Raw genomic sequence first — 21,646 nt, 5'->3', positions numbered from 1 at the left:
TGCGCGGCGGGTGTAGTATCCACTCTCGCTCTCGCAGACTCTATTTACCTAGAGGCCTTTCTGCGCTATGAAACAACCAAAACTACCTTTAAAACAGGAACGGCCGCCCCAAATTGGGCGGCCGTTCCTGTTTTAAAATGCTCGTAGTGGGTTATTCAATCAGGCCTTCACTCACGGCGAACTTGATGAGGGCGGCCGTGTTTTTGGCCTGGGTTTTCTCGATGATGTTCTGGCGGTGGGTCTCGATCGTGCGCTTGCTGGTGAAGAGCTTGTCGGCAATCTCGGCGTTGGTCAGGCCTTCGGCAATGAGGGTGAGCACCTCCAACTCCCGCTTCGATAGATCGTTGGCTTTGCGGGTTGTGGCCTCTGGCAGCGGGCCGCTCACGCTTACCTGCTGAAGTAAGTTCAGGCCTATTTCGGTGCACAAGTACTGTCGGCCTGACGCGACCGTGCGAATAGCATGAATGATTTCGGCTACGTCGGCATTTTTGAGCACATACCCCGAAGCGCCTGCATTCAGCATCCGCACTACATAATTGGGGTGGTCGAGCATGGAGAGAACAAGCACCTTCACGTCCGGGAAATCACGGCGCAGGTGCAGCATGGCCTCAAACCCATCCATCACGGGCATATTTACATCCATAAGCACCACGTCGCAGGGAGTCGTGGCCAGCTTATCCAGCAATTCCTGGCCATTGCTGGCCTCTGCTGTAATTTCCAACCCAGCATCCTCGGTAAGAAGCGCACGAATACCATCACGAATGATAGCGTGGTCGTCGGCCAGAATTAATCGAATCATAATACAGGGATTAGTTGGCAAGCAAGCTTCACTAGCTTTTAAGGACAACGCCAACTACAGTTAAATCGGTTCTTTGAAAAAGGAATGGGCTTGATGAGCAACGAGTTATATGCGCAGTTTCCGTTTTGCAACAGCGGCAAATGCAAATAGCTCGGCGGGCATGAAGCGCTACGAAAATGGGGTTTGGAGCTTTTCTTACCTCAGGTACTAGCTTACTCCCTATTCGGTTTCAGCGTTGTCTTGGCCAATGGGTTTTTAGCCGTGTAAAAGCGTATTGGCTTCTTAAATGTTTGCGCATGCTGCTGAAATGCTGGCTTATAAGTCCTAAAAAAGCCCCTCATCTGCGAGCAAGCTTCAATCGGCCGCGCCCGGTGCGGATACCAAGCGAATAGAAAAGAGAAAGCCCTGACGACTACTACGGGTTTATTACTATTCAGAAGCCGCGTCTAACTGTTTCGCCCGCGGTAAATACAGGTTTTAGCCGCTGAAGTTGACTGCGCAAACCGGTGCCTTTATCTTGTGAAAATTCGTGGCAAAAAACCAGGGGTCAAGCCGAAACAACTGCGACCTATTTCGGTTACCATCTGCATTCCCATTATCCTATTTCCTTTTCATGATCCGCATCATTTTAATAGATGATCACGCTATTATCCGCGACGGCATCCGCTCACTACTCCGCGAAGAACCCGAATTAGAGGTGGTAGGAGAGGCTTGTAGCGGTCAAGAACTGCTAAACACTCTGGCTACAACCTCCTGCGACGTAGTGGTGCTTGACCTGAATATGCCCGGCACCGATGGCTTTGCCACAATTCCGCTGCTTCGTGAGCACTACCCAGCGGTGCATATTCTGGTGCTGTCGATGCTGGATAATGAGCGCTACGTTGCTCAGGCCATCGAACTAGGAGCTTCGGGCTATGCCCTCAAAAGCAGCGGCCGCGCTGAGTTGGTGTATGCTATCAAGACGGTCGCATCTGGGCGGCAGTACTTGTGCAGCGTTATTGGGCTGGCCCTGCTGCGTAAGATGCACTCCCTGGAGTCGGCGGGGGGCGCTAGTGCCCGAGCAGCCAGTGGCTTATCGAAGCGGGAGCTGGAGGTGCTCACCCTCATTGCCGAAGGCCTGACCAACGCCGAGATTGCCGACAAGCTCTTCACCAGCAAGCGCACGATCGAGACCCACCGCCAGAACATCATCGAGAAAACCCAGGCCAAAAACACGGCCGCCCTCATCAAGTTCGCCGTGAGCCAGGGCATGCTAGCCGATTAAAAAGCCCCCCAACCGTCGGGATTTACATAAAACGAAAAAAGACCTTTCCGCTCGAAAGGTCTTTTTTCGTTGATGCTATTCTGAAAGATCAAGACAGTGTGGCCAGTAATCTGTTTACAGCTTATCCTGCCGAATCAGGCGCCGATACAAGTGCAGCAGGCGCTGTTGCGGTAGGCCCAGCCAGTAAAGCAGCGTTAGGAGCGAAAACACAGCCTGTAGCCGAAAAACACCGTTGTGCAAATATTTGCGGGCGGACGTAGTTACCGTGCCGGGCAACACCCGAAACGAGCCATACCGCCGTAACCGCCGCACAATTTCCTGATCTTCCAGCATAATCATGTCGGCACGGTAGCCTCCAGCCTGCTCAAATACCGCGCGCCGCACAAACAAGCTCTGGTCGCCGAAGCGCACCGCATCGATATCAAAGCGCGTAAACCAGCCGCTCAGCCGCAGAAACCAGTGCGGATGGTCGAAGGCCAATCGGTAGCAGCCGCTACTATAGCCGGCCGGCCCCAGCGCGTGCCGAATATCGGATAGAAAGGTAGGCGGCGGGTAAGTGTCGGCGTGCAGGAAATAAAGGATTTGCCCCCCAGCCGCGCCCGCCCCAAAGTTGAGCTGGGCGGCGCGCCCTTTCTGTGGACAAAGTACCACGCGCGCCCCAGCTTTCCGCGCCAGCGCAGCCGTATCATCAGTGCTGTGCCCATCCGCCACGATGATTTCTACGCCCAAATCCTGCCTGCATACCTCGCCCAGATAGCTAAGCAGCTCCCCAATACCGTCCGCCTCGTTGAAAGTGGGAATAATAACGCTTACGGTATCGGGAGCAGCTGAACCGTGAATCATGGCGAACTATACGCAGGTTATATAGAGTAGCGTACGCTGGAAGAACGGTAGCGTTGAAATTTGTTCGTGCAGTATTGTATTGAAGACAAAACCCACTTTCCAAAGCAGAAAGTGGGTTTTATGTGGCCCCGGCGAGAATCGAACTCACATCTAAAGTTTAGGAAACCCTTATTCTATCCGTTGAACTACGGGGCCAGATGCGCGTGTGGGGCAAAGGTAGCCCCAAACCATCGGCTCGGCCAAACCCGGTGCTGGGGTGCCTGCGTATAGGCGGCAGGGGCGACGAGCGTTGCCTCGTTCGTTTTAAGGTTTTTGGTTGTTGTATGGGCTTACTGGAGGATTTGCACGCGTCGCGACGGGCAGCAGGTAGCGGGCGAAAATTGCCCCCGGTGCCGATAGTGATGGGATGCAGCCGGCCCTGTTGTTTATTCCGGATATCAGCGGCTTTACGCGCTTCATTGAAGCCTCAGATAATCCTCAGGCCCCCTTTCTGATTGCTGACCTGCTTGAAATCCTTATCGAGGCGAATACGCTGGATATGGAGGTGTCGGAGATTCAGGGCGATGCTATCCTGTTTTATCGGCTGGGGCCGCCGCCGCCAGTGCAGGAGCTGGTAGCGCAATGCCGCCGCATCTTCCTCGATTTTCAGAACTACCTCCGCCTGGTGGAGCGCGACAATTCCTCGGCGCTGGGCGCGGCGCTGCGGACCCACGACCTGACCCTGAAAATAGTCGTGCACTACGGCCGGGTGAACGTGGCGCACATTCGGGAGTTTACCAAGCTGATGGGTCGCGACGTGATTGTGGTGCATCGCCTGCTCAAAAACAACATCATGGGTGGCGAGTACTTGCTGCTGTCGGAGGGCTACCTGAAAACGCAGAGCCTCACCGACCTGACGCGCAGCTTTTCCTGGACGCGCCTGCTGGGGGGCAAAACCACGTATGAGTACCTCGGCGACATCAATTACCGCTACGCCCACCTCACGCCCCTGCGCCTGCTGCTCAATGGGCACCACACGCCCGACGGGGCGCCGAGCGGCCGGGGCAACTCGCTGAAAGTGCGCCATACAATGCGGGTGCCCGCAGCGTATGCCTTCCGCTTGGTGCGCAATCTGCGCTTGCGCTACGTGTGGCTGGAAGGCGCTACCGCCGTGCATTACGACCTCAGCAAAGCCGACCGCTTGGGCGTGAGCTACAAAGTAGATGTCAACAAAGGGCAGATTGATTTCCAAACGGTGCAAAGCTTTCAGGGCGAGGAGCGTATTGAGTACGTGGAGAAAATTTCGCACTTCCGACTTTTCCCCAATTCCCTGCTATTCTTCTTTATTGAGGCCGTCGACGAGCATTCCTGTCTCATTACCCTCGATTTTCGCTATGGCTACGTGGCCAGCCCCAGCTCCCTGATTCGCTATGGACAGCTACGCCGCGTACACCGCTTTTGGGGCCGCTCGCTTCGCAATCTGGTTGCTTTAGGAGAGCGCATGGCCAACAAGGTATCGAAATGACGTGCAGCATCTTGGTAATCAATAAAAAAGCCCCCCAGATTGCGTCTGGCGGGCTTTTTTATTGATGGATAACGCGTCGGCTCTAGGCTTTATATAATAGCACAATACCGAACGACAACGCCGTCAGAATCAGGCCCACCATAAAGATGGTGTAGCTGATGCGCAGCAGCCGATATTTCCGGCTGAGCACCTCACCCAGATAGTAGATATCGGTGATCATGTTGGTGTACATCAGGTCTTTATCGCGCATCAGCTCGTTCATGCCGCCCTGAAACGCATCGAGGCTGAGCTTGGTGAAATTGCCGAAGAACAGGATGTTGATGCGGCGATTAGTAGCAATGGCTGGGCTTTTCTTGAGCCACTTAAAGGTCGTTACATCGGGTTGGGCCGAGAGAATAGCCGATACCACCGAACCCAGCGCCGTGGCTACCAGAAGGCCCATCGGCACCGTCAGGATAGGATTGCGGGTGAATGCCGGCCCGATAGAGGAAGTTTTGGCTCCCAAATAGGTAATCAGGATAGACAGGATAACCGCGTTCAGACTGATCATCATATTGGCCTTGTTATCAGCCATCTGTGAGAGGGAGACGTGGTTGTCGTACGTCGTCCGAAACATGGTTTCTACGCCGCGCTTGCCCTCCGCAAAGTTGCCCTGAACTTCCTCTTTCTTCTTTTTCTCCTTTTTCTCGGCTTTCTTCAGTCGTTCCTTCTGCTCCTTAATATTCTGCTTGTACTGCTCGCCGTAGCGCTCTTTGGCCGCTGGCGACCGAAACTTGGACGCCACCAGGAAGTCAAGCTGAATTTCGGCCCATTCGGTGTTCGAATAGCTGCGGCCCAACATGGTTTCCCACTCAGCGCGCATGAGCTCGCCGGAAGCGCAAAAATCTTCCCGGCCCATGCTGCACAAATCCGCGTCTACCAAAATTTGCTGCATCTCCGTTTCGCGCGGCTCGTCGCGGTGGGTGGCTCTGATTAAGTCCTGCACAACCGCAATCCGATCGGCGGGGTAGCCCTGCGCCTGTAGCCATTGTCCGGCCCGCTCCATGCTGCGGTACTCGTGGCCGTCGTACGTATCTAGATAGCCTGTGTCGTGAAACCAAGCGGCCAGCTCCAGTGCTTCCTGGTCGTGGGGCTCCAACCCGGAGGCCTCTCCCAACGCCCGGACCTCCTTCACCGTGAGGGCGGTATGTTTGAAGGAATGATAAACGAGCTGCTTAGGCAACTTTTCCTCGAAAAGTGTCGTGATATAAGCCTTAGCCTGCCGCAGAATTTCGGCTTTAGCCTTTTTAATAACAGGGGTTGTCTCCATGAGGGAAATTGAGATGCCGGGCTGACGGGAAGTACCCAAAGCTCCTAATTGGCTTAAAACGCGAATTGGTTCCTGAGGTTTTTTGCAATAGCTCAACCGCACGGCGTCTGCCTGCGTAGGGCAGGCCATTGCAATGCTTGTTGATGAGCCAATTTGGTGGTCAGTGGCTTGAATTTTAAGTTTACCAATTTTTAATTAAACTTTTAGTAGGTTTTTTTAACTTCGGTACACCTCCAGATACAGGCTGCTTTTGTTTTTAAAATCTTTACAATAGCTGTTTATACTTCCTTATGAGAAGGTTTACTCTGTCTTGTTATCTGCTGCTCATGAGCTCTTTTGGCTTACCCATGGCCATGGCGCAGACAACCCAAGCTCCCCATCCCGAACGTCCCAACTACAACCATGGAGGGGAGAACTGGAAAACAAGAACGCCCCCCGACAGCAGTACGCTGCGTTACTCTGTGTTCTTGATCGGCGACGTTGGTGCTCCCGAGCTAAAAGCGCCCGGTGAGCCCTCGCTCAACTTTATGCGCCGTCAGATGCTGGCTACTGGCTCGAAAAGCACGGCTATTTTCCTCGGCGACAACATTTATGAGTACGGCCTGCCCGAAGAAGGCGCCTACGACCGCAAAGTTTCGGAGCAGCGCATCACCGCTCAACTCGATATTTTGCGCAATTACGAAGGCGAAAAATATATGGTTCCGGGCAATCATGACTGGAAACAGGGAAACAAGGGTAGCTTGGAGCAAGTAAACCGGCAGCAGCGCTTCGTGGAGGACTACATGATGCGCGACTCAACGGCCTTTTCCTACACCGGCGACTTTTTTATTCCGCGCGATGGCTGCCCTGGTCCATTTGAGGTGCGCCTGCAGGATGATCTTGTAATGGTTGCCATTAACTCGCAGTGGTTTTTGCAGACTGCCGAGCGCCCATACGGCTCCAATAGCGGCTGCGGTGTGGCCAACGAAACAGACTTTTATACGCAGCTTGAAGACATAATTCAGCGCCACAAAGACAAGAACGTGATGGTGATTGCCCACCATCCACTGTTTTCGGATGGCATCCACGGGGGCTTTTTCACCCTCGCCGACCATATTTTCCCGCTGTCTATCGTCTACAAATACGCGTTTGTACCGTTTCCCATCATTGGCTCCGTTTATCCCTTTGCCCGCAAGTATGGCGGCATAAGCCAGGATATTCCGCACCCTTTGTATCAGGCCTACAAAAAGGGGCTGATGGATATCTTTCAAAAATATCCGAACGTGGTGTACGCCAATGGGCACGAGCACAACCTGCAATACTTTAAGGTAGATGCCACGCACTTTATCACGAGCGGCTCGGGCTGTAAAACCCAGCACGTACGCACGGGCCGCGATGCCGGCGCCATGTTCTCCGATAAAGAGAAAGGCTTTTCCCGGGTTAATTACTACGCCAACGGCGAGGTCTGGACAGAGTTTTGGGTGCCCAATGGCAATGGCGAAACTGGCCGGTTGGTGTTTCGTAACCCCATGTACGCCAAGCAGTCAGCGCAGGTGCTGGCGCAGGCCCAAACTGATTCTACTAACGCTTCCAATGCACTCGGCCCGCGCCGCGACTTCCGCGACAGCACCGTAACGATGGCTGTCAACCCGCGCTACGCCAAACGTAGCCGGTTTTTCCGCACCTTCTTCGGCGACCATTACCGCGCTGAATGGGCCACGCCTGTTCGCTTCCCCGTGCTTGACCTGGCCACCGAAAAAGGCGGTCTGACACCTTATCAGATTGGGGGTGGTAAGCAAACAGCTTCGCTGAAAGTGCGCAACGAGGAAGGCCGCAACTATACGCTGCGGGGCATCAACAAAGATCCGTCGGCGGTATTGCCAGAATCGTTGCGTGATGGCGCTGCGAAGGACATTTTGCAGGACCAGATTTCGGCCCAGCATCCTTACGCCTCTTTTGTACTGCCGCCGCTGGCCTCGGCGGCGGGTATTCTGCACACCAACCCGGAGTTGCGTTATATTCCGCAGGATCCGCTGCTTGGTCAGTACTACGAGCGGTTTTCGAACACGCCAGCAGCCTTGGAGGAAGACCCTAAGGACGACCAAAGCAACGTGGCTTCATTGGGGAATGCGACTAACCTAGTGGGCAGCGACCGGGTGCTGGAGCGCCTGATTGAGGACAACGACAATAAGGTAAAAGAGAAAGCCTTCGCCCGCTCCCGCCTCTTCGATATGTGGATCGGTGACTGGGACCGCCACGAAGACCAATGGCGTTGGGCCGAAAAGAAGGATGAAGAAGGCGACCGAACCTTTACTGCCGTACCCGAGGACCGGGACGTTGCCTTTTTTAAAGGTGACGGCATCTTGCCTTACCTGATCAGTCGGGGCTGGGGCATTCGCAACTTTCAGAACTTTGGCTACGACTACGCTGACTATAAGGGTCTCAACCTGACTGCCTTAGCTAATGACCGGGTGTTTCTGGCCTCAGTAACGAGAGAAGATTGGGTGAAGCACGCAGAGGAACTGAAAGCTTCTCTTACCGATGAGGTCATTGAAAAAGCATTCCGAGAGCGGTGGCCAGAGCAAATCTATAAGTTGCACGGCCCCGAAATCATTGCCAAGCTGAAAAGCCGCCGGGAGCTATTGCCGGAATTGGCCGCCAACTACTACGAGGTCGTTTCTAAGATTACGGAGGTGAAGGGCAGTAGCAAGAACGAGAAGTTTGTGGTGGATCGCCTGCCCGATGACAAAACCCGCGTAACAGTTCAGAAAATCAATAAGGACGGCGAGTTTACCAAAATCCTTTACGACCGTACGTTTGATAACAACGTCACGCAGGAAGTGCGCCTCTACGGTTTTGCCGGCAACGACATATACCAGATCAACGGCGATGTGCGGGATGGATTGAAGCTGCGCATCATTGCCGGCACCGACCGCGACTCGATTGTAGATAAATCGAACGTGCGCGGCATCGAGCACCAAACGCACATTTACGACGCCGATACAGGCAACGTTATCATTACGGGCCGCGACACGCGTCTGCGCCTAGAGCCTGGTATTGATGTGAGCCGCTACGACAACCCGAACCGGGCAGACCGCAAAGATTACCGCCTCGATTATCTGGGCCCCGCGCTGTACTTCGGTTACAACGTAGACGACCGGCTGTTTTTTGGCGGTGGCATTACTTACCGCAACTACGCTTTCCGCAAAGAGCCTTTCGCCTCAGATCAATCGTTGGTGGCCAACTATTCGCCTTCGCAGAAAGCGTATAATGTGCGCTATCGGGGCCAGTTTACCGATATGTTTGGCAAGTACGACTTGAACGTAACCGGCCAGCTCTACGGTCCGCAGTTGCTGTACAACTACTTCGGCCTGGGCAACGATACCAAAAACGAAGCTCCCGGTGAGGGTGGCCGCGTCCGCAACCGCGACATTAATGAAACCTACCGCATCCGTTTCTCGCGCTTTTACTTCTCGCCGGTGCTGGAAAAGGATGTGTTTAGCTTCCTCAAAATCGGCTTTGGTCCCCAGTATGATCAGTTCCACGTAGAGCGCGACCCCATTGGCAGCCAGATTGCCGCGGGCCTCGACGAAGATAACAACGGTGTAAGCGGCGCGGCCGTGGGTATCCGTTCTTCCGACTTTGGCGTGAACCGCTACGCTGGGGGGCGTTTTTACCTGAATATCGACGCGGCCAGCTCGCCCAAAAACCCGCGCATTGGTCTGCGTTGGTACAACTCGGCGGAGTATAACTTCCAGATGAACGGGGAGAAGCTCAACTTTGGGCGTTTGGCTTCGGAGTTCCGGTTTTATCTCACTCCCAACTTTCCTTTCCAAGTTACCTGGGCCGGTCGCATCGGGGGCGCCCGCAACCTCGGCGACTACCGCTTTTATCAGGCCAATACACTGGGAGGCACTACCAACCTGCGCGGCTACCGCCGCACGCGCTTTGCGGGCCGCAGCACTGTGTATGCCAACGCCGAAGTACGCCTTCAACTCTTCACGTTCAACGCTTATCTTTTCCCCGCCAAGATTGGGGTGATGGGTCTCGCCGATGCTGCGCGGGTGTATAGCCAATACGACGAGCGAACTGGCTTGGGCGCTTTCCATTCCGGCGTAGGTGGCGGCGTATGGGCCGATATTCTGAAGCAGTTTGTCGTTAATGCTACCTACTCGGTGGGCGAGGAGAACCTGGTTTTTGTGGGCTTCGACTTCCTGTTTTAAAGGGAATTCTACCCGCAGAAAATGGTCAGGTGGCAGTGGTTGATAATAGCCCGCCACTTGACCATTTTTTTTGAGCTTAATGACCTACTGGGTCGGCCATTTTTTGCAAAAAGACGTTAAGCCCAAAACTGAGCACTGGTAGCTTTTGGAGGAAGATTTTCCCATTTTAATATGATATCTATTTCTGCCTTTTTGCGCCGTGGGGGGCAAATTTTAGGGCTAACAGCTTTCCTCTTACCTGGTATTTGCGCGGAGGCGCAGGTGAAGCCTCCCCGCACACCTGTGTACCCGCGCCCCGCGCCGCCCGCCACCGATTCGCTTGCGCAGGATCAGGTGGGTGAAGACAAGGAATTTGCTAATCCCTCTGTGTTGGGGCAGGGTCCTAGCAAGGGCCTTATCTTTCACTATGAGCGCACTGCCGCTTTTGATATCACCTCCAAGTCGAGGAGTGAAGATTTTGAGGACCGGAAGGGTACGGTGAGCAATAACGACCGCTTTATCGTGAAAGGCTACATTCCGGTCTGGAATCGGCCGCACCTAAAAATGGTGGTGGGGGTAAACTATGAGCGGGAAGAGTTTGAGTTCAAAGACCGCCCCACCGGCTATACGCTCTACGACGAGCTGGAGGAGAAGGGACTCAAAACGCTGGGCACCCAGCTGGTGGTGCTGCGACCCCTCAATGAGGATAACTTCGTGCTGGGCCGGGTGAAAGGCGAGCTGAACGGCGATTACACTTCCTCGGCGCTCCAGCTCAAGGATTACCTGCGCATGTCGTACGAGCTGGTGTACGGCTGGAAGAAGTCGCCCACGTTTTCGTGGGGCATTGGCGCGCAGCTGGGCTACACATTTGGTCGGCGCAGCATCTACCCAGCCATCCTGTATAATCGCACCTGGAGCGACCATTGGGGCGTAGAGGCCCTGTTCCCGGCGCGCGTGCTGGTGCGGCACAACGCTTCGGCTAAGTCGCTGCTCTTCGCTGGCTACGAGGTAAACGGCCTGAGCTACATACTCAAGTTTCGGGAAACCCTGCCCATCGACCCGACCCTCACTACCGTGGAGCTGCGGGAGACAGAGGTGAAAATGCGGGGGCGCTGGGAGCGCGAAATTTATGATTTCCTGTGGTTTGGGGCCGAAGGTGGCTACCGCTACAACAATTCCTTCGACGTATTCGACCGCCGCAACGGCCGCACCAAGGTTATCGACAACAAGCTAGCCGGCACTCCTTACTTCAGCTTGGAGCTGTTCATTGTGCCGCCCCGTCGCTTTTTAAAGAAATAAGCATTAACGAGGAAGACAAAAAAGCCCCCCAGACTTACTCTGGGGGGCTTTTTATTGACCAATGACCAGTGTTGGCCACGGCTAAGCTGCTGGCTTCTTGCGGGGGGCTTTTTTGCCTGCCGGTTTAGCCGGAGCTTTCTCGGCGGGCCGGGCTTTACTGAGCTTTTTCAGGTATTCGTAGGTGGCTAGCTGAGCGCGCACTTGGGGGCTTTTTTATCGTCCTGTCCGATGAAGTTGTTATGAAAATCCCGGGACTTCACGTTGTCTTGGCGCTGAAGGTCGAGCAGGTGGCGCACCTCGGCGCGTATTTTAGGGTCGAGAATCGGGAAGCCAACCTCCACCCGCCGGTCTAGGTTGCGAGCCATCCAGTCGGACGACGCTACATATACTTTCTCGTCGCCGTCATTCCCGAACACATACACGCGGGCGTGCTCCAGGTAGCGGTCCACGAGGCCGCGCTGCTCTATGTTTTCGCTTTGGCCGGGCACCTGCGGAATAAGGCACGAAATGCCCCGCACCAACAGCTCCACGCGTACGCCGGCCGCGCTGGCCTCGTAGAGCTTATGAATCATGCGCTCATCCTGCAAAGCGTTTACCTTCAGGATGATATAAGCATCCTTGCCCGCTTTGGCCAGCTCTATCTCCTGGTCTACCAGCTCGTTGAGGCGGTCGCGCAGCTCGAAGGGCGCCACTAGCAGATACTCAAATCCGTCTTTGGCCTGACGGTCGAGGAAGTAGTCGAACACGCGACTTACTTCCTTAGTCAGGCGGTCATCAGCCGTAAACAGCCCGTGGTCGGCGTAAATCTGGCTGGTTACTTCGTTGAAGTTGCCCGTGCTTAGGTAGGCGTAGCGCTTGGGTTTGCCGTCCTCGGTGCGCGTCACCAAAGCCAGCTTACTGTGAACTTTGAGGTCAGGAATACCGAAAATGACGTTGGCGCCGGCCTTTTGCAGCTTCTCGGCCCAATACATATTCGATTCTTCATCAAAGCGAGCCTTCAATTCTACTACTACAGTCACCTGCTTGCCCTGCTTGGCGGCCTTCACCAAAGCTTTGGCCACCTCACTTTTGGCTGATACCCGATACAGAGTCACGCCAATGCTGGTTACATCCGGATCGAGGGCGGCTTCCGTGAGGAAGCGCGTAACGTAATCGAAGGACTGGTAGGGGAGGTGAAGCAGGTGGTCGCGCTCGGCAATGGCGGCTAGCATGCTGCCTGTGCCGCGCGGCAACGTCGGATGAGGCAGCGGCGGCTGGGGTGGATACGTAAGATCGGGGCGGCCAACGTCGGGGAAGCCAAAAAAGTCGCGGAAGTTGTGGTAGCGACTTCCTGCCACCAACTCACCTTTGCCAATACCGGTTTTCTGCATCACGGCCCGCAACACTTCCTGCGGCATGGCCGGGTCGTAGAGCAGGCGCGCCGGATAGCCCGTTTCGCGCTTTTGCAGGCTGCTCTTAATTTTGGCCATCAGGTTGCCGGATACTTCTTCCTGAATATCCAGCTCGGCATCGCGCGAAATCTTAATGGCATGTACCTGTACGCGCTTGTACTGCGGAAATAGCTCGGTGGCGCAACACCGAATCACGTCGTCCAGAAACAGGACGTAACGCTCATCGCCTTCAGCCGGCAGCTGCACAAAACGCCCCCCATGTCGCTTGGTGGGTAGTTCCATCACTAGGATTCGCTCGTCGGGCTGATGCTTTTTCTCCTTCACCGGCTCGGTCAGCAAGAAGGTGAGGTACACACTTTGATCCTTGAGAAACAGGTGGTGCAGGTTATCGTCGAGGCTGACGGGGGAAAGCAGGTCGCGCACGTTGTCGCGGAAATAATCGCAGACCCACTCCAGCTGCGTCTCGCTCAGATCGTGGTCGGAGAGCAGATGAATATGCTGTCGATGCAACTCCGGCAGGATGCTGCCCCGAAATGTGTCGCCAAAGGCTTCCTGCTGCTTATTTACCTCGGCCAGCAGGTTTTTGAGCTGTTCGGCCGGATCCTCGCCCAGCTTGGCGCGGGTTTTTTTCTTGAGCTTTACCAAGCGGCGCAGCGTGGCCACCCGCACTTTGAAATATTCGTCGAGGTTCGACGAGAAGATGGCCATAAACTTCAGCCGCTCCAGCAACGGTACATCCGGACTCTGTGCCTCCTGCAGCACACGGGCATTGAATGCCAGCCAGCTCAACTCCCGGTTCAGCAAAGTGGGGTGGGTCTTGGGGGGCATTTCCATGTGTTTTAAAAGGTAGTTAGATGATGATTCCAGCCAAATTATACATCGGCCAACTGCCTTATACGGCCAGCAGCCTGAATATGAGGTTCTCGGGTGGTATTTCCTGACGAGGTAAGGCTATTCCTTGTGCCGCGGATGATCGTAGAAGTAGTACTCGGCGTTGGTGCGGTCAACATGGGCCCAATGGTTGGTATCGAAGCGCAAACACAGGATAGCGGCCGTAGTCATCTCCGGTATTTGGCTGGGAGAGAGTAGGTTGGCGAAATCGGTGATGGTGTTGTTGTGGCCCACCAGCAACACGGAGTTGGCTTCATTGGGCAGTTCATGCACCACCCGCATCAGGTCGTTCACGTCAGCCTGGTATATTTTCTCCACTACTTGAATCTGGTCGTGCGGATACTTCAATACGCTGGCCACCAGCGCTGCCGTGCTCAGGGCGCGCACCGCCGGAGAGCTAACCAGCAGGTCGAGCTGCACATTGCGCTTCTCCAACGCCTCGCCCATCGCGGGCGCATCTGTACGCCCCCGGCCATTCAGGGGCCGCTCCCGGTCGCTCAGGTCGTCAAAGCTCCAACTGGACTTTGCATGGCGCATCAGATATAAGGTTTTCATAAAGTAAGAGGGTGGAATGAGGATTCGATACTACAAACGTTACGGGAGTTTTAGCTAAATGCCAACCTATGCCCACGAAGTTAAACGATTCGGACAGCGGGAAAATAGACGAGCATAGAGGTGAAAAGTCCCAAACAACAAGTCAAAATACGGCTGGTCGGGTCTAGGATGCTGCAAATGACAAGCCGTGATTTTTGGGAGCAAAAAAGCCCCCCAGATTCATTCTGGGGGGCTTTTTAAGTACTTGCTTAATGATTTATTCTTCCGGCACAGGTTGCTGATTGGGGTAGCGCTGGTAGTGCAGCTTAGCCACATGCCGAGCCAGCAGGCTCCGCAGCTCATCAATATTGGTGCGCTCCTGCGCCGAAATGAAGATAACTGGGTCGTGCATTTTGGCCATGTAGGTGGCCTTCAACTGCTCCAACGAAGGTCGCTCGGGAGCATCTTCGTCGGCATTCATCCCTTCAAACTGCTGCTCCGAAGTGTTGGCCGTGTCAGTGCTGTACTGATCAATCTTGTTGAAGACCAGCAGCATCGGCTTGTCGGCGGCGTTGATGTCCTTGAGCGTATCGTTCACCACCGCAATCTGCTCCTCAAATGACGGATGCGAAATATCGACTACATGCACCAGCAAGTCGGCCTCGCGAATCTCATCCAGCGTCGATTTAAAGCTTTCAATCAAGCGCGTGGGCAGCTTGCGGATAAATCCTACCGTGTCGGAAAGCAGAAACGGCATGTTTTCCAGCACCACCTTCCGCACCGTTGAGTCGACGGTAGCGAACAGCTTGTTTTCGGCAAACACATCGGAGCGCGAGAGCATATTCATAATGGTGCTTTTGCCCACGTTGGTATAGCCCACTAGCGCCACGCGCACTACACCCGTCCGCGACTTGCGCTGGGTATTGCTTTGCTTGTCGAAGGTCTCCAGCTTTTCCTTCAGAAAGTCGATCCGGTCGCGCACCACGCGACGGTCGGTTTCAATCTCGGTCTCACCCGGTCCACGCTGCGACACGCCACCGCCCCGTTGCTTGTCCAAGTGAGTCCAAAGACCCGTCAGACGTGGTAGTAAGTATTGGTACTGAGCTAGTTCAACCTGCGTGCGCGCCGTGGCCGACTTCGCCCGCCGGGCAAAAATGTCGATGATCAGCAGGGAGCGGTCCACGATTTTTACCTTCAGTTCTGCCTCCAAGTTGCGCAGCTGCGAGGGCGACAACTCATCATCGAAGATGACCATGCTCGCCTTCGTATGATTCACGTAGGCCTTGATTTCGGCCAGCTTGCCCTCGCCCACAAACGTGCGGGTGTCGGGCTTTTCGAGGCGCTGCACAAAGCGCTTGGTAACCTGCGCCCCAGCCGTTTCAGCCAGAAAGGCGAGTTCATCAAGGTACTCCTGCGTGGTCGTGTCGGGCTGGCGTTTGTCGGGCACGGCTACTAGAACGGCTGTTTCGGCCACTACGGCTGTATTATAGGTGCCCGTTACGGGGTCGCGAGTGGGCTGGCTGCTGTCGGCGCTATCGGTGGTATTGTGCCGGTTGCTGGTGGTCGGGTTCCAGCTATGTGAGTTTGTCTTTTTTGCCATATCAGTAAGAGTAAGTTTTCAGCCGCTACAACGGCCGCTACGAGGCGTCGTTGAGTGGGTAGCAGCTAGTGTAAGGTGAGGGAGTATGCGGCTACCTGCTCAATTTCTTGTTCGGTGAGTTGGTCTTTGAACGCCGGCATTTTGCCCATGCCCTTGGTAACAATGTACACGCGCCCATTGCTATTTAGGTTGCTTTTGGTCAGGTCGCGGGCGCCATTATTTCCCAGCTTTCCATCGGGGCCGTGGCACACCACGCAGCGCTCCGCAAAAATCGCCTGGCCCGCGGCCAAGGCGTCCGTTTCTAAAGCGCCCAAAATTGCGGCCGGCGCGGCCGGATCAGGCGCGGGCAGCGGTGTGGGGGCCGACTGCACCGGATCGGCGGATTGGCAAGCCGCCACACTCACTAAAAAGCCCCCCAGCACCCACTGGCGCATTACATAAGCAGTTGATACTTTCATTTCTGGACCTATAACACACAAACGTCGCGCAAAGTACCATCGGTAATGTGCTTGGTTGCAATCTTTTCGCGTAAGGCCTTCTACCTTTGCGCCAAATTTTGCCTGCCTGATGCGCGTTGCTATTGTTATTAATACCTCTTGGAATATCTGGAATTTTCGCCGCAGCTTGGTGAAAGCGCTGCAGGCTGCCGGCCACGAAGTGCTGGCCGTAGCGCCCCCCGATGAATACTCCGCCCGCCTCGAAACTGAATTAGGCTGCCGCTTCGTGCCCATCCGCATGGAAAACAAAGGGACTAATCCGGTGAAAGATGCCCAGCTGACGCGGCGCTTCTATAAGCTCTACCGCCGCGAACGGCCCGATGTAGTGCTGCACTACACCATCAAGCCCAATATCTACGGCACCTTGGCCGCCAAAATGGCCGGTATTCCGAGCGTGAATAATGTGTCGGGTCTGGGTACGGTGTTCATTATCCGTAATATGGTGAGCCGAGTGGCGCTGGGCCTGTATCGGTTTGCGTTTCGGTTTCCGCAGCGGGTATTTTTTCAGAACAACGATGACCGCCAGCTTTTTCTGCAGCACGGCCTTGTACAGCCTCATATAACGGACCTGCTGCCTGGCTCCGGCGTAGATACTAAGCGCTTTCGACCTGCTGCAGAATTCGTTCGGCAGCAGCCCTTTACGTTTCTGATGGTAGCCCGAGTGCTGTATGAGAAAGGTGTGGAAGAGTATTTTGAGGCTGCCCGTTTGGTACGCGCCGCAGTGCCCGGCACCCGCGTACAGTTGCTCGGCGGCGTAGATGAGTCGGGAAATATTGGAGTAAAGCGCACGGTACTGGATGAATGGCTCCGCGCCGGCCACATTGAGTATCTGGGTACTTCCGATAATGTGGCCGAACACTTGGCCCAGGCCGATGCAGTAGTGCTGCCCTCGTACCGCGAAGGCACTCCCAAAACCTTATTGGAAGCTGCGGCCATGGCGAAGCCCATCGTTACGACTGACGTGCCGGGCTGCCGAGAAACCGTAGAAAATGGCGTGAATGGCCTGCTCTGCCAAGTGCGCGACGCCGCAGATTTGGCCGCCAAAATGCTTCAGATTCTACGCCTCAGCGACACCGAGCTGGCTACCATGGGTCGCGCGAGTCGCCGGCTCGCCGAGCAGAAGTTTGATGAGCAGCTGGTGTTGGATAAGTATCTGCGCGTAGTAGCCGAGGTGGATAAGCAACGTGCGTAAGCTGCCCGATACCTATAGTTTAAGATTAAATTGAATAGAAATAATGGAAATTAAAGAACACGCCATCAGCGGCGTTTTTGAATTTACGCCGCGCGTATTCACCGATGCCCGGGGGGCTTTTTTTGAGTCGTTCAGTGCCCGGCAGTTGGCTACGGTTGGCATCACAGACGAGTGGGTGCAGGATAATCAGTCATCCTCGGCGCGCGGGGTGTTACGGGGCCTGCATTTTCAGAAGCCACCGTACGCCCAAGCCAAGCTAGTGCGCGTAGCTGCCGGTCGCGCGCTTGATATCATCGTGGATATCCGATCCGGTTCGGCTACTTACGGCCAGCACCTTAGCGTGGAGTTAGATGCGCAGCGCTGCAATGTGCTGTACGTGCCCATCGGCTTTGCCCACGGCTTTGTGGCGCTCGAAGACGACACGCTGTTTCTGTATAAGTGCTCTAACTACTACCACCCCGGATCCGAGGGCGGCCTGCATTGGAACGACCCCACGCTTAACATTGACTGGCAGGTAACCAACCCTAATGTATCGGATAAGGATCTGATACTGCCGTTTTTCAAGGATTTCGCGAGTCCTTTTTAGAAAGCATCACTACACGGAAGAAAAGCCGCTCACGCCGATAGTTCTGGCGTGAGCGGCTTTTCGGGTTTCCGGGGAAAGCGCTACAGCAGCTCCACCAGCGTTTCCAAGCCCATTCCTCGGGACCCTTTTACCAGAATCTGAGAGCCGACTGGGGGGCTTTTTTGCAGCCACGCGGCGGCTTCGGCCTTGGTCGGAAAATAATGAAAGGCTGCATTCGCATCGGCGGCATAGCGCATATCGGTGCCGCAGAGCACGATGGTATCCAGATTTTGCTTCGCCAGCAATTGACCTAAGGCGCGGTGCTCGGCCTCGCTTTCCGGGCCCAATTCAAACATATCACCCAGAATCACCATTTTTTGCCCCCCGCCGGGCCGGGCCGCGAAGCTACCTAGCGCCGCCGCCATCGACGACGGATTGGCATTATAGGCATCCAGAATGATTTCGTTGTGAGCGGTGCGCACCAGCTGAGAGCGGTTGTTGGTGGGCGCGTAGCTAGCCAGCGCCTCGGCTATGTCGGCGGCGGGTACACCAAAAAAGCCCCCCACTGCGGCGGCGGCGGCCAAATTAGGGAAGTTATAGCTGCCCGTGATTTGCGCCTCTACCGTAGTGCCATCAAAGAGCCGAATAACTACTTGCGGATCGGTGCTTAGCAGCTCGGCCGGATAGGTGTCGGTGGGGCCGGGGTAGGTAATCACGTGGCTGATATTGGCCGCCAACGCTGGCAGCTTAGGGTCGGCGGTGTTTAGAAAGGCCGTACCGCCGGTCGCTGCCAGAAAGGCGAATAGCTCGCCTTTGCCTTTGGCTACGCCTTCCTCGCCCCCAAACCCTTCCAGATGCGCTTTGCCAATGTTGGTAATCAGGCCGTGGGTTGGCTCGGCTAGCTCGCTCAACATTGCAATTTCGCCTTGGTGATTGGCTCCCATTTCCACGATGGCCAACTCATGCTCATCGGGCTGAATGCTGAGTAGCGTAAGCGGCACCCCAATGTGATTGTTGAGGTTGCCCCGGGTGTACTGCACCCGATAGCCCTTGCTCAATACGCTGTTAATGACTTCTTTGGTCGTAGTCTTGCCATTGGAGCCCGTGATAGCCAGCACTGGAATGCGAAGCTGCCGCCGGTGGTGCTGGGCCAGTTGCTGAAGCGCCTCCAGCGGGTCGGCGGCGTAGGTGTATCGGTCAGGGTCGGTAGCAACCAGGTCCGCATCGTCCACGACGGCGTAGCGGGCGCCTTTGGCCAAAGCCTGGGGGGCAAAATCGCGGCCTCGGAAGGTGGGGCCATTCAAGGCAAAAAACAGGGTGCCCTCCTGAGCCTGCCGCGAGTCGGTGCTGACGGCCGCGCACTGTTGAAACCGAGTGTAAAGGGCCGCTATATTTTTCATGAATGTTGGTCGAAACTTAGGGACGAAATCTGGGTTCTTACTCGTTACTTGTACTGTATGCTGCTACCTACTCGCTCCCGCTGGTTACTTGTGCTATTCTTAATGCTCCCGGCGCTCGGAGCGTGGGCCCAATCGGGGGTACCGTTTGGATTTGAGCAGCGGGCGGTGGCAAAAGTAACGCACGGCTCCCAGACGCTGGCTAACCCGTGGGTTGGGGGGCTAAATTCGCCTCAGTTCTCCGCAATCGACCTGAATAACGATGGTCAATCGGACCTGTACATCTTTGAGCGGCAAACTAATCGGTCCCTCACTTACCTTAATGTAGCGGCTCCTGGCGGTGGGCGTGCTTGGCAATATGCGCCTGAGTACGAAGCTTTATTCCCCACGGACCTGCTCAACTGGGTGCTGCTCCGCGACTACGACTGCGACAATCGGCCCGACATCTTCACCTTCGCCAACGGTGGCGACATCCGTGTATTTCGCAACGTAGCGGGCGCGTCCGGTCGGCCTTCTTTCGAGCTGGTCAGCAATCAGCTTACGTTTTTCAATAACACCACCAACAACGGCAACATCGTAACGGGCAGCTCCAATCTGCCTGCTATTCAGGATGTAAACGGCGACGGACGGCTGGATATTCTCAGCTTCGACTTTGCCAGCAGCACCCGCGTGGAGCTCTATTTGAATACGGCCGCCGGCAACTGCGGTAATTTGCAGTTTCGGCAGGAAGCCGACCGATGGGGGAATTTCTCGGTGTGCTTGCCAGGGTGCAGTACGTTTGCCTTCGGCAGCCAGACCTGTCCGGGGGGCAAACCTACTCACACCACAGGCTCCAATCTGCTGACGTTGGACCTCGATGGCGACGGCGACCAGGATATTCTCACGGCCCGCGATGCTTGCCCCGAGCTGGTTAGCCTCACCAATCAGGGCACGGCCGCCGTGGCCAATATGACCAGCGCCAGTCTCAATACTAATTTTCCATCGGCCGCCGCGCCGGTGCGGGTAATCAACTTTCCGGCTGGTTATTACCTGGATGTGACCTTCGACGGCCGCCCCGATTTAATTGCTGCCCCAGCCCTTTTCGATAACCACGACCAGGTGAGCACGACGCAATCGGTGCGACTGTATGAGAACGGCAGCGCCACTGCCGTGCCCAGTTTCACGCTGCGCCAACCCGATTTTTTGCAAGGTGAGATGATGGATGTAAGCGAAGCCGCAGCACCTGCTTTCGGTGACCTCAGCGGCGACGGCCTACCGGACATGGTGGTGGCTGGCACCGATCGGCGCGCTGCTGGCTACGCTACTTATCTGCACTATTATCGCAATATAGGTACCGCTACTGAGCCTAATTTTCAGCGCGTCAGCGATGATTATCTGGCCTTAGGGGGCAAAAAATACACAGGCATCAAGCCGGTCTTAGTCGACTTAAACCGTGATGGGGCGCTTGATATGGCCTTTTCGGCTACCACCGGAACCACCAGCCAAGTGTTGTATGTGCTCAACCAAGCGGCAACCGGGCAGCCCGCCATCTTTGATGTAGCGCAAGCTACGGCCATTGCTAATATGCCCAACCGCGCCCACGATGCGCCCTGCTTCACCGACGTAGACGGCGACGGCAACCTCGACTTGCTGCTCGGTACTAATGTCAACACGGCTACTACGGGCACGGCGCGCTACGGCATTCAATATTTCCGTCACAACGGAAGCGCGTCGCTGGCGCAGGCTTACACGCTGAGCACGGCTACTTTTGGGCAAATCCAGAGTGCCGCTGGCAACTTGCACCCCACCGTAGCAGACTTCGACGGCGACGGAAAACCTGACTTGCTGACGGCTGATGCCAGCGGAGAGCTGCGGTTTTACGCCGATTTTCGGACCCAGCTTCTTACGCCTGCCACTCCATTTGTTGGCCGGGCTGACATTCTATACAACGGACTGCTGAATACGTATCGGCCAACCCAGTTGGGCGTGCAGCGGAGTGCGGAAGGCAAAAACCGTGTGGCGCCCGCCGCGGCTGATCTGAACGGCGACGGCGCGCCCGAGCTTTTGGTAGGAATGGAAGGTGGTGGCATAACTGCTTTCGCCGCCCGTGGCCGCGTGCTCAGCACCACTCCGGCTGCCGAGGCCGCCCTAGAACTTCGTCTGTTTCCCAATCCGGCTACCGGCACTACCAGCCTCGAAGCGGCTCAACCCGTTCGTCTGACGGTATTTGACCTCACGGGCCGCCGCATTCATACCGCCGCTGCGCCCGCTCGCCGCCATACCCTCGACCTGACCAACGTAGCCGCTGGGGTGTATTTGGTGCGTGCCGAAAGCGTAGATGGCGAAATGGCTGCCGTCCGACGCCTTTTAGTGCGTTAATAGGCTGTTTGTTGATAAAAAA

The 21,646-nt window shown here is 55.6% G+C and carries 15 protein-coding genes and 1 tRNA gene; 7 read left to right on the top strand and 9 right to left on the bottom strand.

Translation table 11 applies throughout. From position 1 onward, the window contains the following. Positions 1-151: 151 nt before the first annotated feature. Entirely contained in the window at positions 152-799 is a 648-nt protein-coding gene (locus G7064_RS09895; protein ID WP_166073440.1) for a response regulator transcription factor, read from the bottom strand. 613 nt (positions 800-1,412) lie between these two features. On the opposite strand from G7064_RS09895, the gene G7064_RS09890 reads away from it, so the two are divergent. Continuing rightward, a complete protein-coding gene (locus G7064_RS09890) occupies positions 1,413-2,063 on the top strand; it encodes a response regulator (RefSeq protein ID WP_166073439.1) in 651 nt (216 codons plus the stop codon). 114 nt (positions 2,064-2,177) lie between these two features. Here the strand turns inward: G7064_RS09890 and G7064_RS09885 are convergent, their stop codons facing one another. Both G7064_RS09885 and G7064_RS09880 read right to left on the bottom strand, forming a co-directional pair. Next, the gene (locus G7064_RS09885; RefSeq protein ID WP_166073438.1) at positions 2,178-2,906 is read right to left on the bottom strand and encodes a TIGR04283 family arsenosugar biosynthesis glycosyltransferase; all 729 of its coding nucleotides are present in this window, start codon (positions 2,904-2,906) and stop codon (positions 2,178-2,180) included. Between the two features lie 123 nt (positions 2,907-3,029). Then, positions 3,030-3,101, bottom strand: a tRNA-Arg gene (locus G7064_RS09880). Between the two features lie 211 nt (positions 3,102-3,312). Here G7064_RS09880 and G7064_RS09875 point away from each other — a divergent pair. Further along, positions 3,313-4,410, top strand: coding sequence for a DUF2652 domain-containing protein (locus tag G7064_RS09875; protein ID WP_166073437.1), 1,098 nt, complete (start codon positions 3,313-3,315; stop codon positions 4,408-4,410). Between the two features lie 82 nt (positions 4,411-4,492). On the opposite strand, the gene G7064_RS09870 is transcribed toward G7064_RS09875, so the two are convergent. Next, positions 4,493-5,719: a Pycsar system effector family protein gene (locus G7064_RS09870; RefSeq protein WP_166073436.1), complete on the bottom strand. Its 1,227-nt coding sequence runs from the start codon at positions 5,717-5,719 to the stop codon at positions 4,493-4,495. A 326-nt stretch (positions 5,720-6,045) separates the two neighbouring features. On the opposite strand from G7064_RS09870, the gene G7064_RS09865 reads away from it, so the two are divergent. Both G7064_RS09865 and G7064_RS09860 read left to right on the top strand, forming a co-directional pair. Then, the gene (locus G7064_RS09865; protein WP_166073435.1) at positions 6,046-9,921 is read left to right on the top strand and encodes a metallophosphoesterase; all 3,876 of its coding nucleotides are present in this window, start codon (positions 6,046-6,048) and stop codon (positions 9,919-9,921) included. 171 nt (positions 9,922-10,092) lie between these two features. Continuing rightward, a complete protein-coding gene (locus G7064_RS09860) occupies positions 10,093-11,199 on the top strand; it encodes a DUF6268 family outer membrane beta-barrel protein (protein WP_166073434.1) in 1,107 nt (368 codons plus the stop codon). A 185-nt stretch (positions 11,200-11,384) separates the two neighbouring features. Here G7064_RS09860 and ppk1 read toward each other — a convergent pair whose 3' ends face one another. The 4 genes from ppk1 to G7064_RS09840 all read right to left on the bottom strand — a co-directional run bounded on the left by ppk1 (position 11,385) and on the right by G7064_RS09840 (position 16,073). Beyond that, the gene (ppk1, locus tag G7064_RS09855; RefSeq protein WP_240935433.1) at positions 11,385-13,418 is read right to left on the bottom strand and encodes a polyphosphate kinase 1; all 2,034 of its coding nucleotides are present in this window, start codon (positions 13,416-13,418) and stop codon (positions 11,385-11,387) included. 123 nt (positions 13,419-13,541) lie between these two features. Further along, positions 13,542-14,036 (bottom strand): SixA phosphatase family protein, encoded by a 495-nt coding sequence (locus tag G7064_RS09850; protein WP_133271498.1) that lies wholly within the window; start codon positions 14,034-14,036, stop codon positions 13,542-13,544. Between the two features lie 256 nt (positions 14,037-14,292). After that, entirely contained in the window at positions 14,293-15,615 is a 1,323-nt protein-coding gene (gene hflX / locus G7064_RS09845; protein ID WP_133271499.1) for a GTPase HflX, read from the bottom strand. A 65-nt stretch (positions 15,616-15,680) separates the two neighbouring features. Further along, on the bottom strand, positions 15,681-16,073 hold the full coding sequence (locus tag G7064_RS09840; protein WP_133271500.1) for a c-type cytochrome: 393 nt from the start codon (positions 16,071-16,073) through the stop codon (positions 15,681-15,683). 109 nt (positions 16,074-16,182) lie between these two features. Between G7064_RS09840 and G7064_RS09835 the strand changes: the two genes are divergently transcribed. Continuing rightward, positions 16,183-17,304, top strand: a complete 1,122-nt coding sequence (locus G7064_RS09835; RefSeq protein ID WP_166073433.1) for a glycosyltransferase family 4 protein — start codon at positions 16,183-16,185, stop codon at positions 17,302-17,304. A gap of 43 nt (positions 17,305-17,347) precedes the next feature. Continuing rightward, on the top strand, positions 17,348-17,890 hold the full coding sequence (rfbC, locus tag G7064_RS09830; protein WP_166073432.1) for a dTDP-4-dehydrorhamnose 3,5-epimerase: 543 nt from the start codon (positions 17,348-17,350) through the stop codon (positions 17,888-17,890). Between the two features lie 80 nt (positions 17,891-17,970). Here the strand turns inward: rfbC and G7064_RS09825 are convergent, their stop codons facing one another. Beyond that, positions 17,971-19,269, bottom strand: a complete 1,299-nt coding sequence (locus G7064_RS09825) for a UDP-N-acetylmuramoyl-tripeptide--D-alanyl-D-alanine ligase (RefSeq protein WP_166073431.1) — start codon at positions 19,267-19,269, stop codon at positions 17,971-17,973. A 57-nt stretch (positions 19,270-19,326) separates the two neighbouring features. On the opposite strand from G7064_RS09825, the gene G7064_RS09820 reads away from it, so the two are divergent. Then, complete coding sequence (locus G7064_RS09820) at positions 19,327-21,624, top strand: FG-GAP-like repeat-containing protein (protein WP_166073430.1); 2,298 nt, start codon at positions 19,327-19,329, stop codon at positions 21,622-21,624. Positions 21,625-21,646 lie beyond the last annotated feature (22 nt).

The sequence above is a fragment of the Hymenobacter sp. HDW8 genome, assembly GCF_011305775.1.
In the GTDB taxonomy this organism is placed as follows: domain Bacteria; phylum Bacteroidota; class Bacteroidia; order Cytophagales; family Hymenobacteraceae; genus Hymenobacter; species Hymenobacter radiodurans.
The sequence above is the reverse complement of the archived record's forward strand: the minus strand, read 5'-3'. Positions and strand labels throughout refer to the sequence as shown.

What these genes read in the sequence shown, in the direction of transcription:
- G7064_RS09895 (WP_166073440.1), bottom strand. Translation starts at nt 799, where the DNA reads ATGATTCGATTAATTCTGGCCGACGACCACGCTATCATTCGTGATGGT.
- G7064_RS09890 (WP_166073439.1), top strand. Translation starts at nt 1,413, where the DNA reads ATGATCCGCATCATTTTAATAGATGATCACGCTATTATCCGCGACGGC.
- G7064_RS09885 (WP_166073438.1), bottom strand. Translation starts at nt 2,906, where the DNA reads ATGATTCACGGTTCAGCTGCTCCCGATACCGTAAGCGTTATTATTCCC.
- G7064_RS09875 (WP_166073437.1), top strand. Translation starts at nt 3,313, where the DNA reads ATGCAGCCGGCCCTGTTGTTTATTCCGGATATCAGCGGCTTTACGCGC.
- G7064_RS09870 (WP_166073436.1), bottom strand. Translation starts at nt 5,719, where the DNA reads ATGGAGACAACCCCTGTTATTAAAAAGGCTAAAGCCGAAATTCTGCGG.
- G7064_RS09865 (WP_166073435.1), top strand. Translation starts at nt 6,046, where the DNA reads ATGAGCTCTTTTGGCTTACCCATGGCCATGGCGCAGACAACCCAAGCT.
- G7064_RS09860 (WP_166073434.1), top strand. Translation starts at nt 10,093, where the DNA reads ATGATATCTATTTCTGCCTTTTTGCGCCGTGGGGGGCAAATTTTAGGG.
- ppk1 (WP_240935433.1), bottom strand. Translation starts at nt 13,418, where the DNA reads ATGCCCCCCAAGACCCACCCCACTTTGCTGAACCGGGAGTTGAGCTGG.
- G7064_RS09850 (WP_133271498.1), bottom strand. Translation starts at nt 14,036, where the DNA reads ATGAAAACCTTATATCTGATGCGCCATGCAAAGTCCAGTTGGAGCTTT.
- hflX (WP_133271499.1), bottom strand. Translation starts at nt 15,615, where the DNA reads ATGGCAAAAAAGACAAACTCACATAGCTGGAACCCGACCACCAGCAAC.
- G7064_RS09840 (WP_133271500.1), bottom strand. Translation starts at nt 16,073, where the DNA reads ATGAAAGTATCAACTGCTTATGTAATGCGCCAGTGGGTGCTGGGGGGC.
- G7064_RS09835 (WP_166073433.1), top strand. Translation starts at nt 16,183, where the DNA reads ATGCGCGTTGCTATTGTTATTAATACCTCTTGGAATATCTGGAATTTT.
- rfbC (WP_166073432.1), top strand. Translation starts at nt 17,348, where the DNA reads ATGGAAATTAAAGAACACGCCATCAGCGGCGTTTTTGAATTTACGCCG.
- G7064_RS09825 (WP_166073431.1), bottom strand. Translation starts at nt 19,269, where the DNA reads ATGAAAAATATAGCGGCCCTTTACACTCGGTTTCAACAGTGCGCGGCC.
- G7064_RS09820 (WP_166073430.1), top strand. Translation starts at nt 19,327, where the DNA reads ATGCTGCTACCTACTCGCTCCCGCTGGTTACTTGTGCTATTCTTAATG.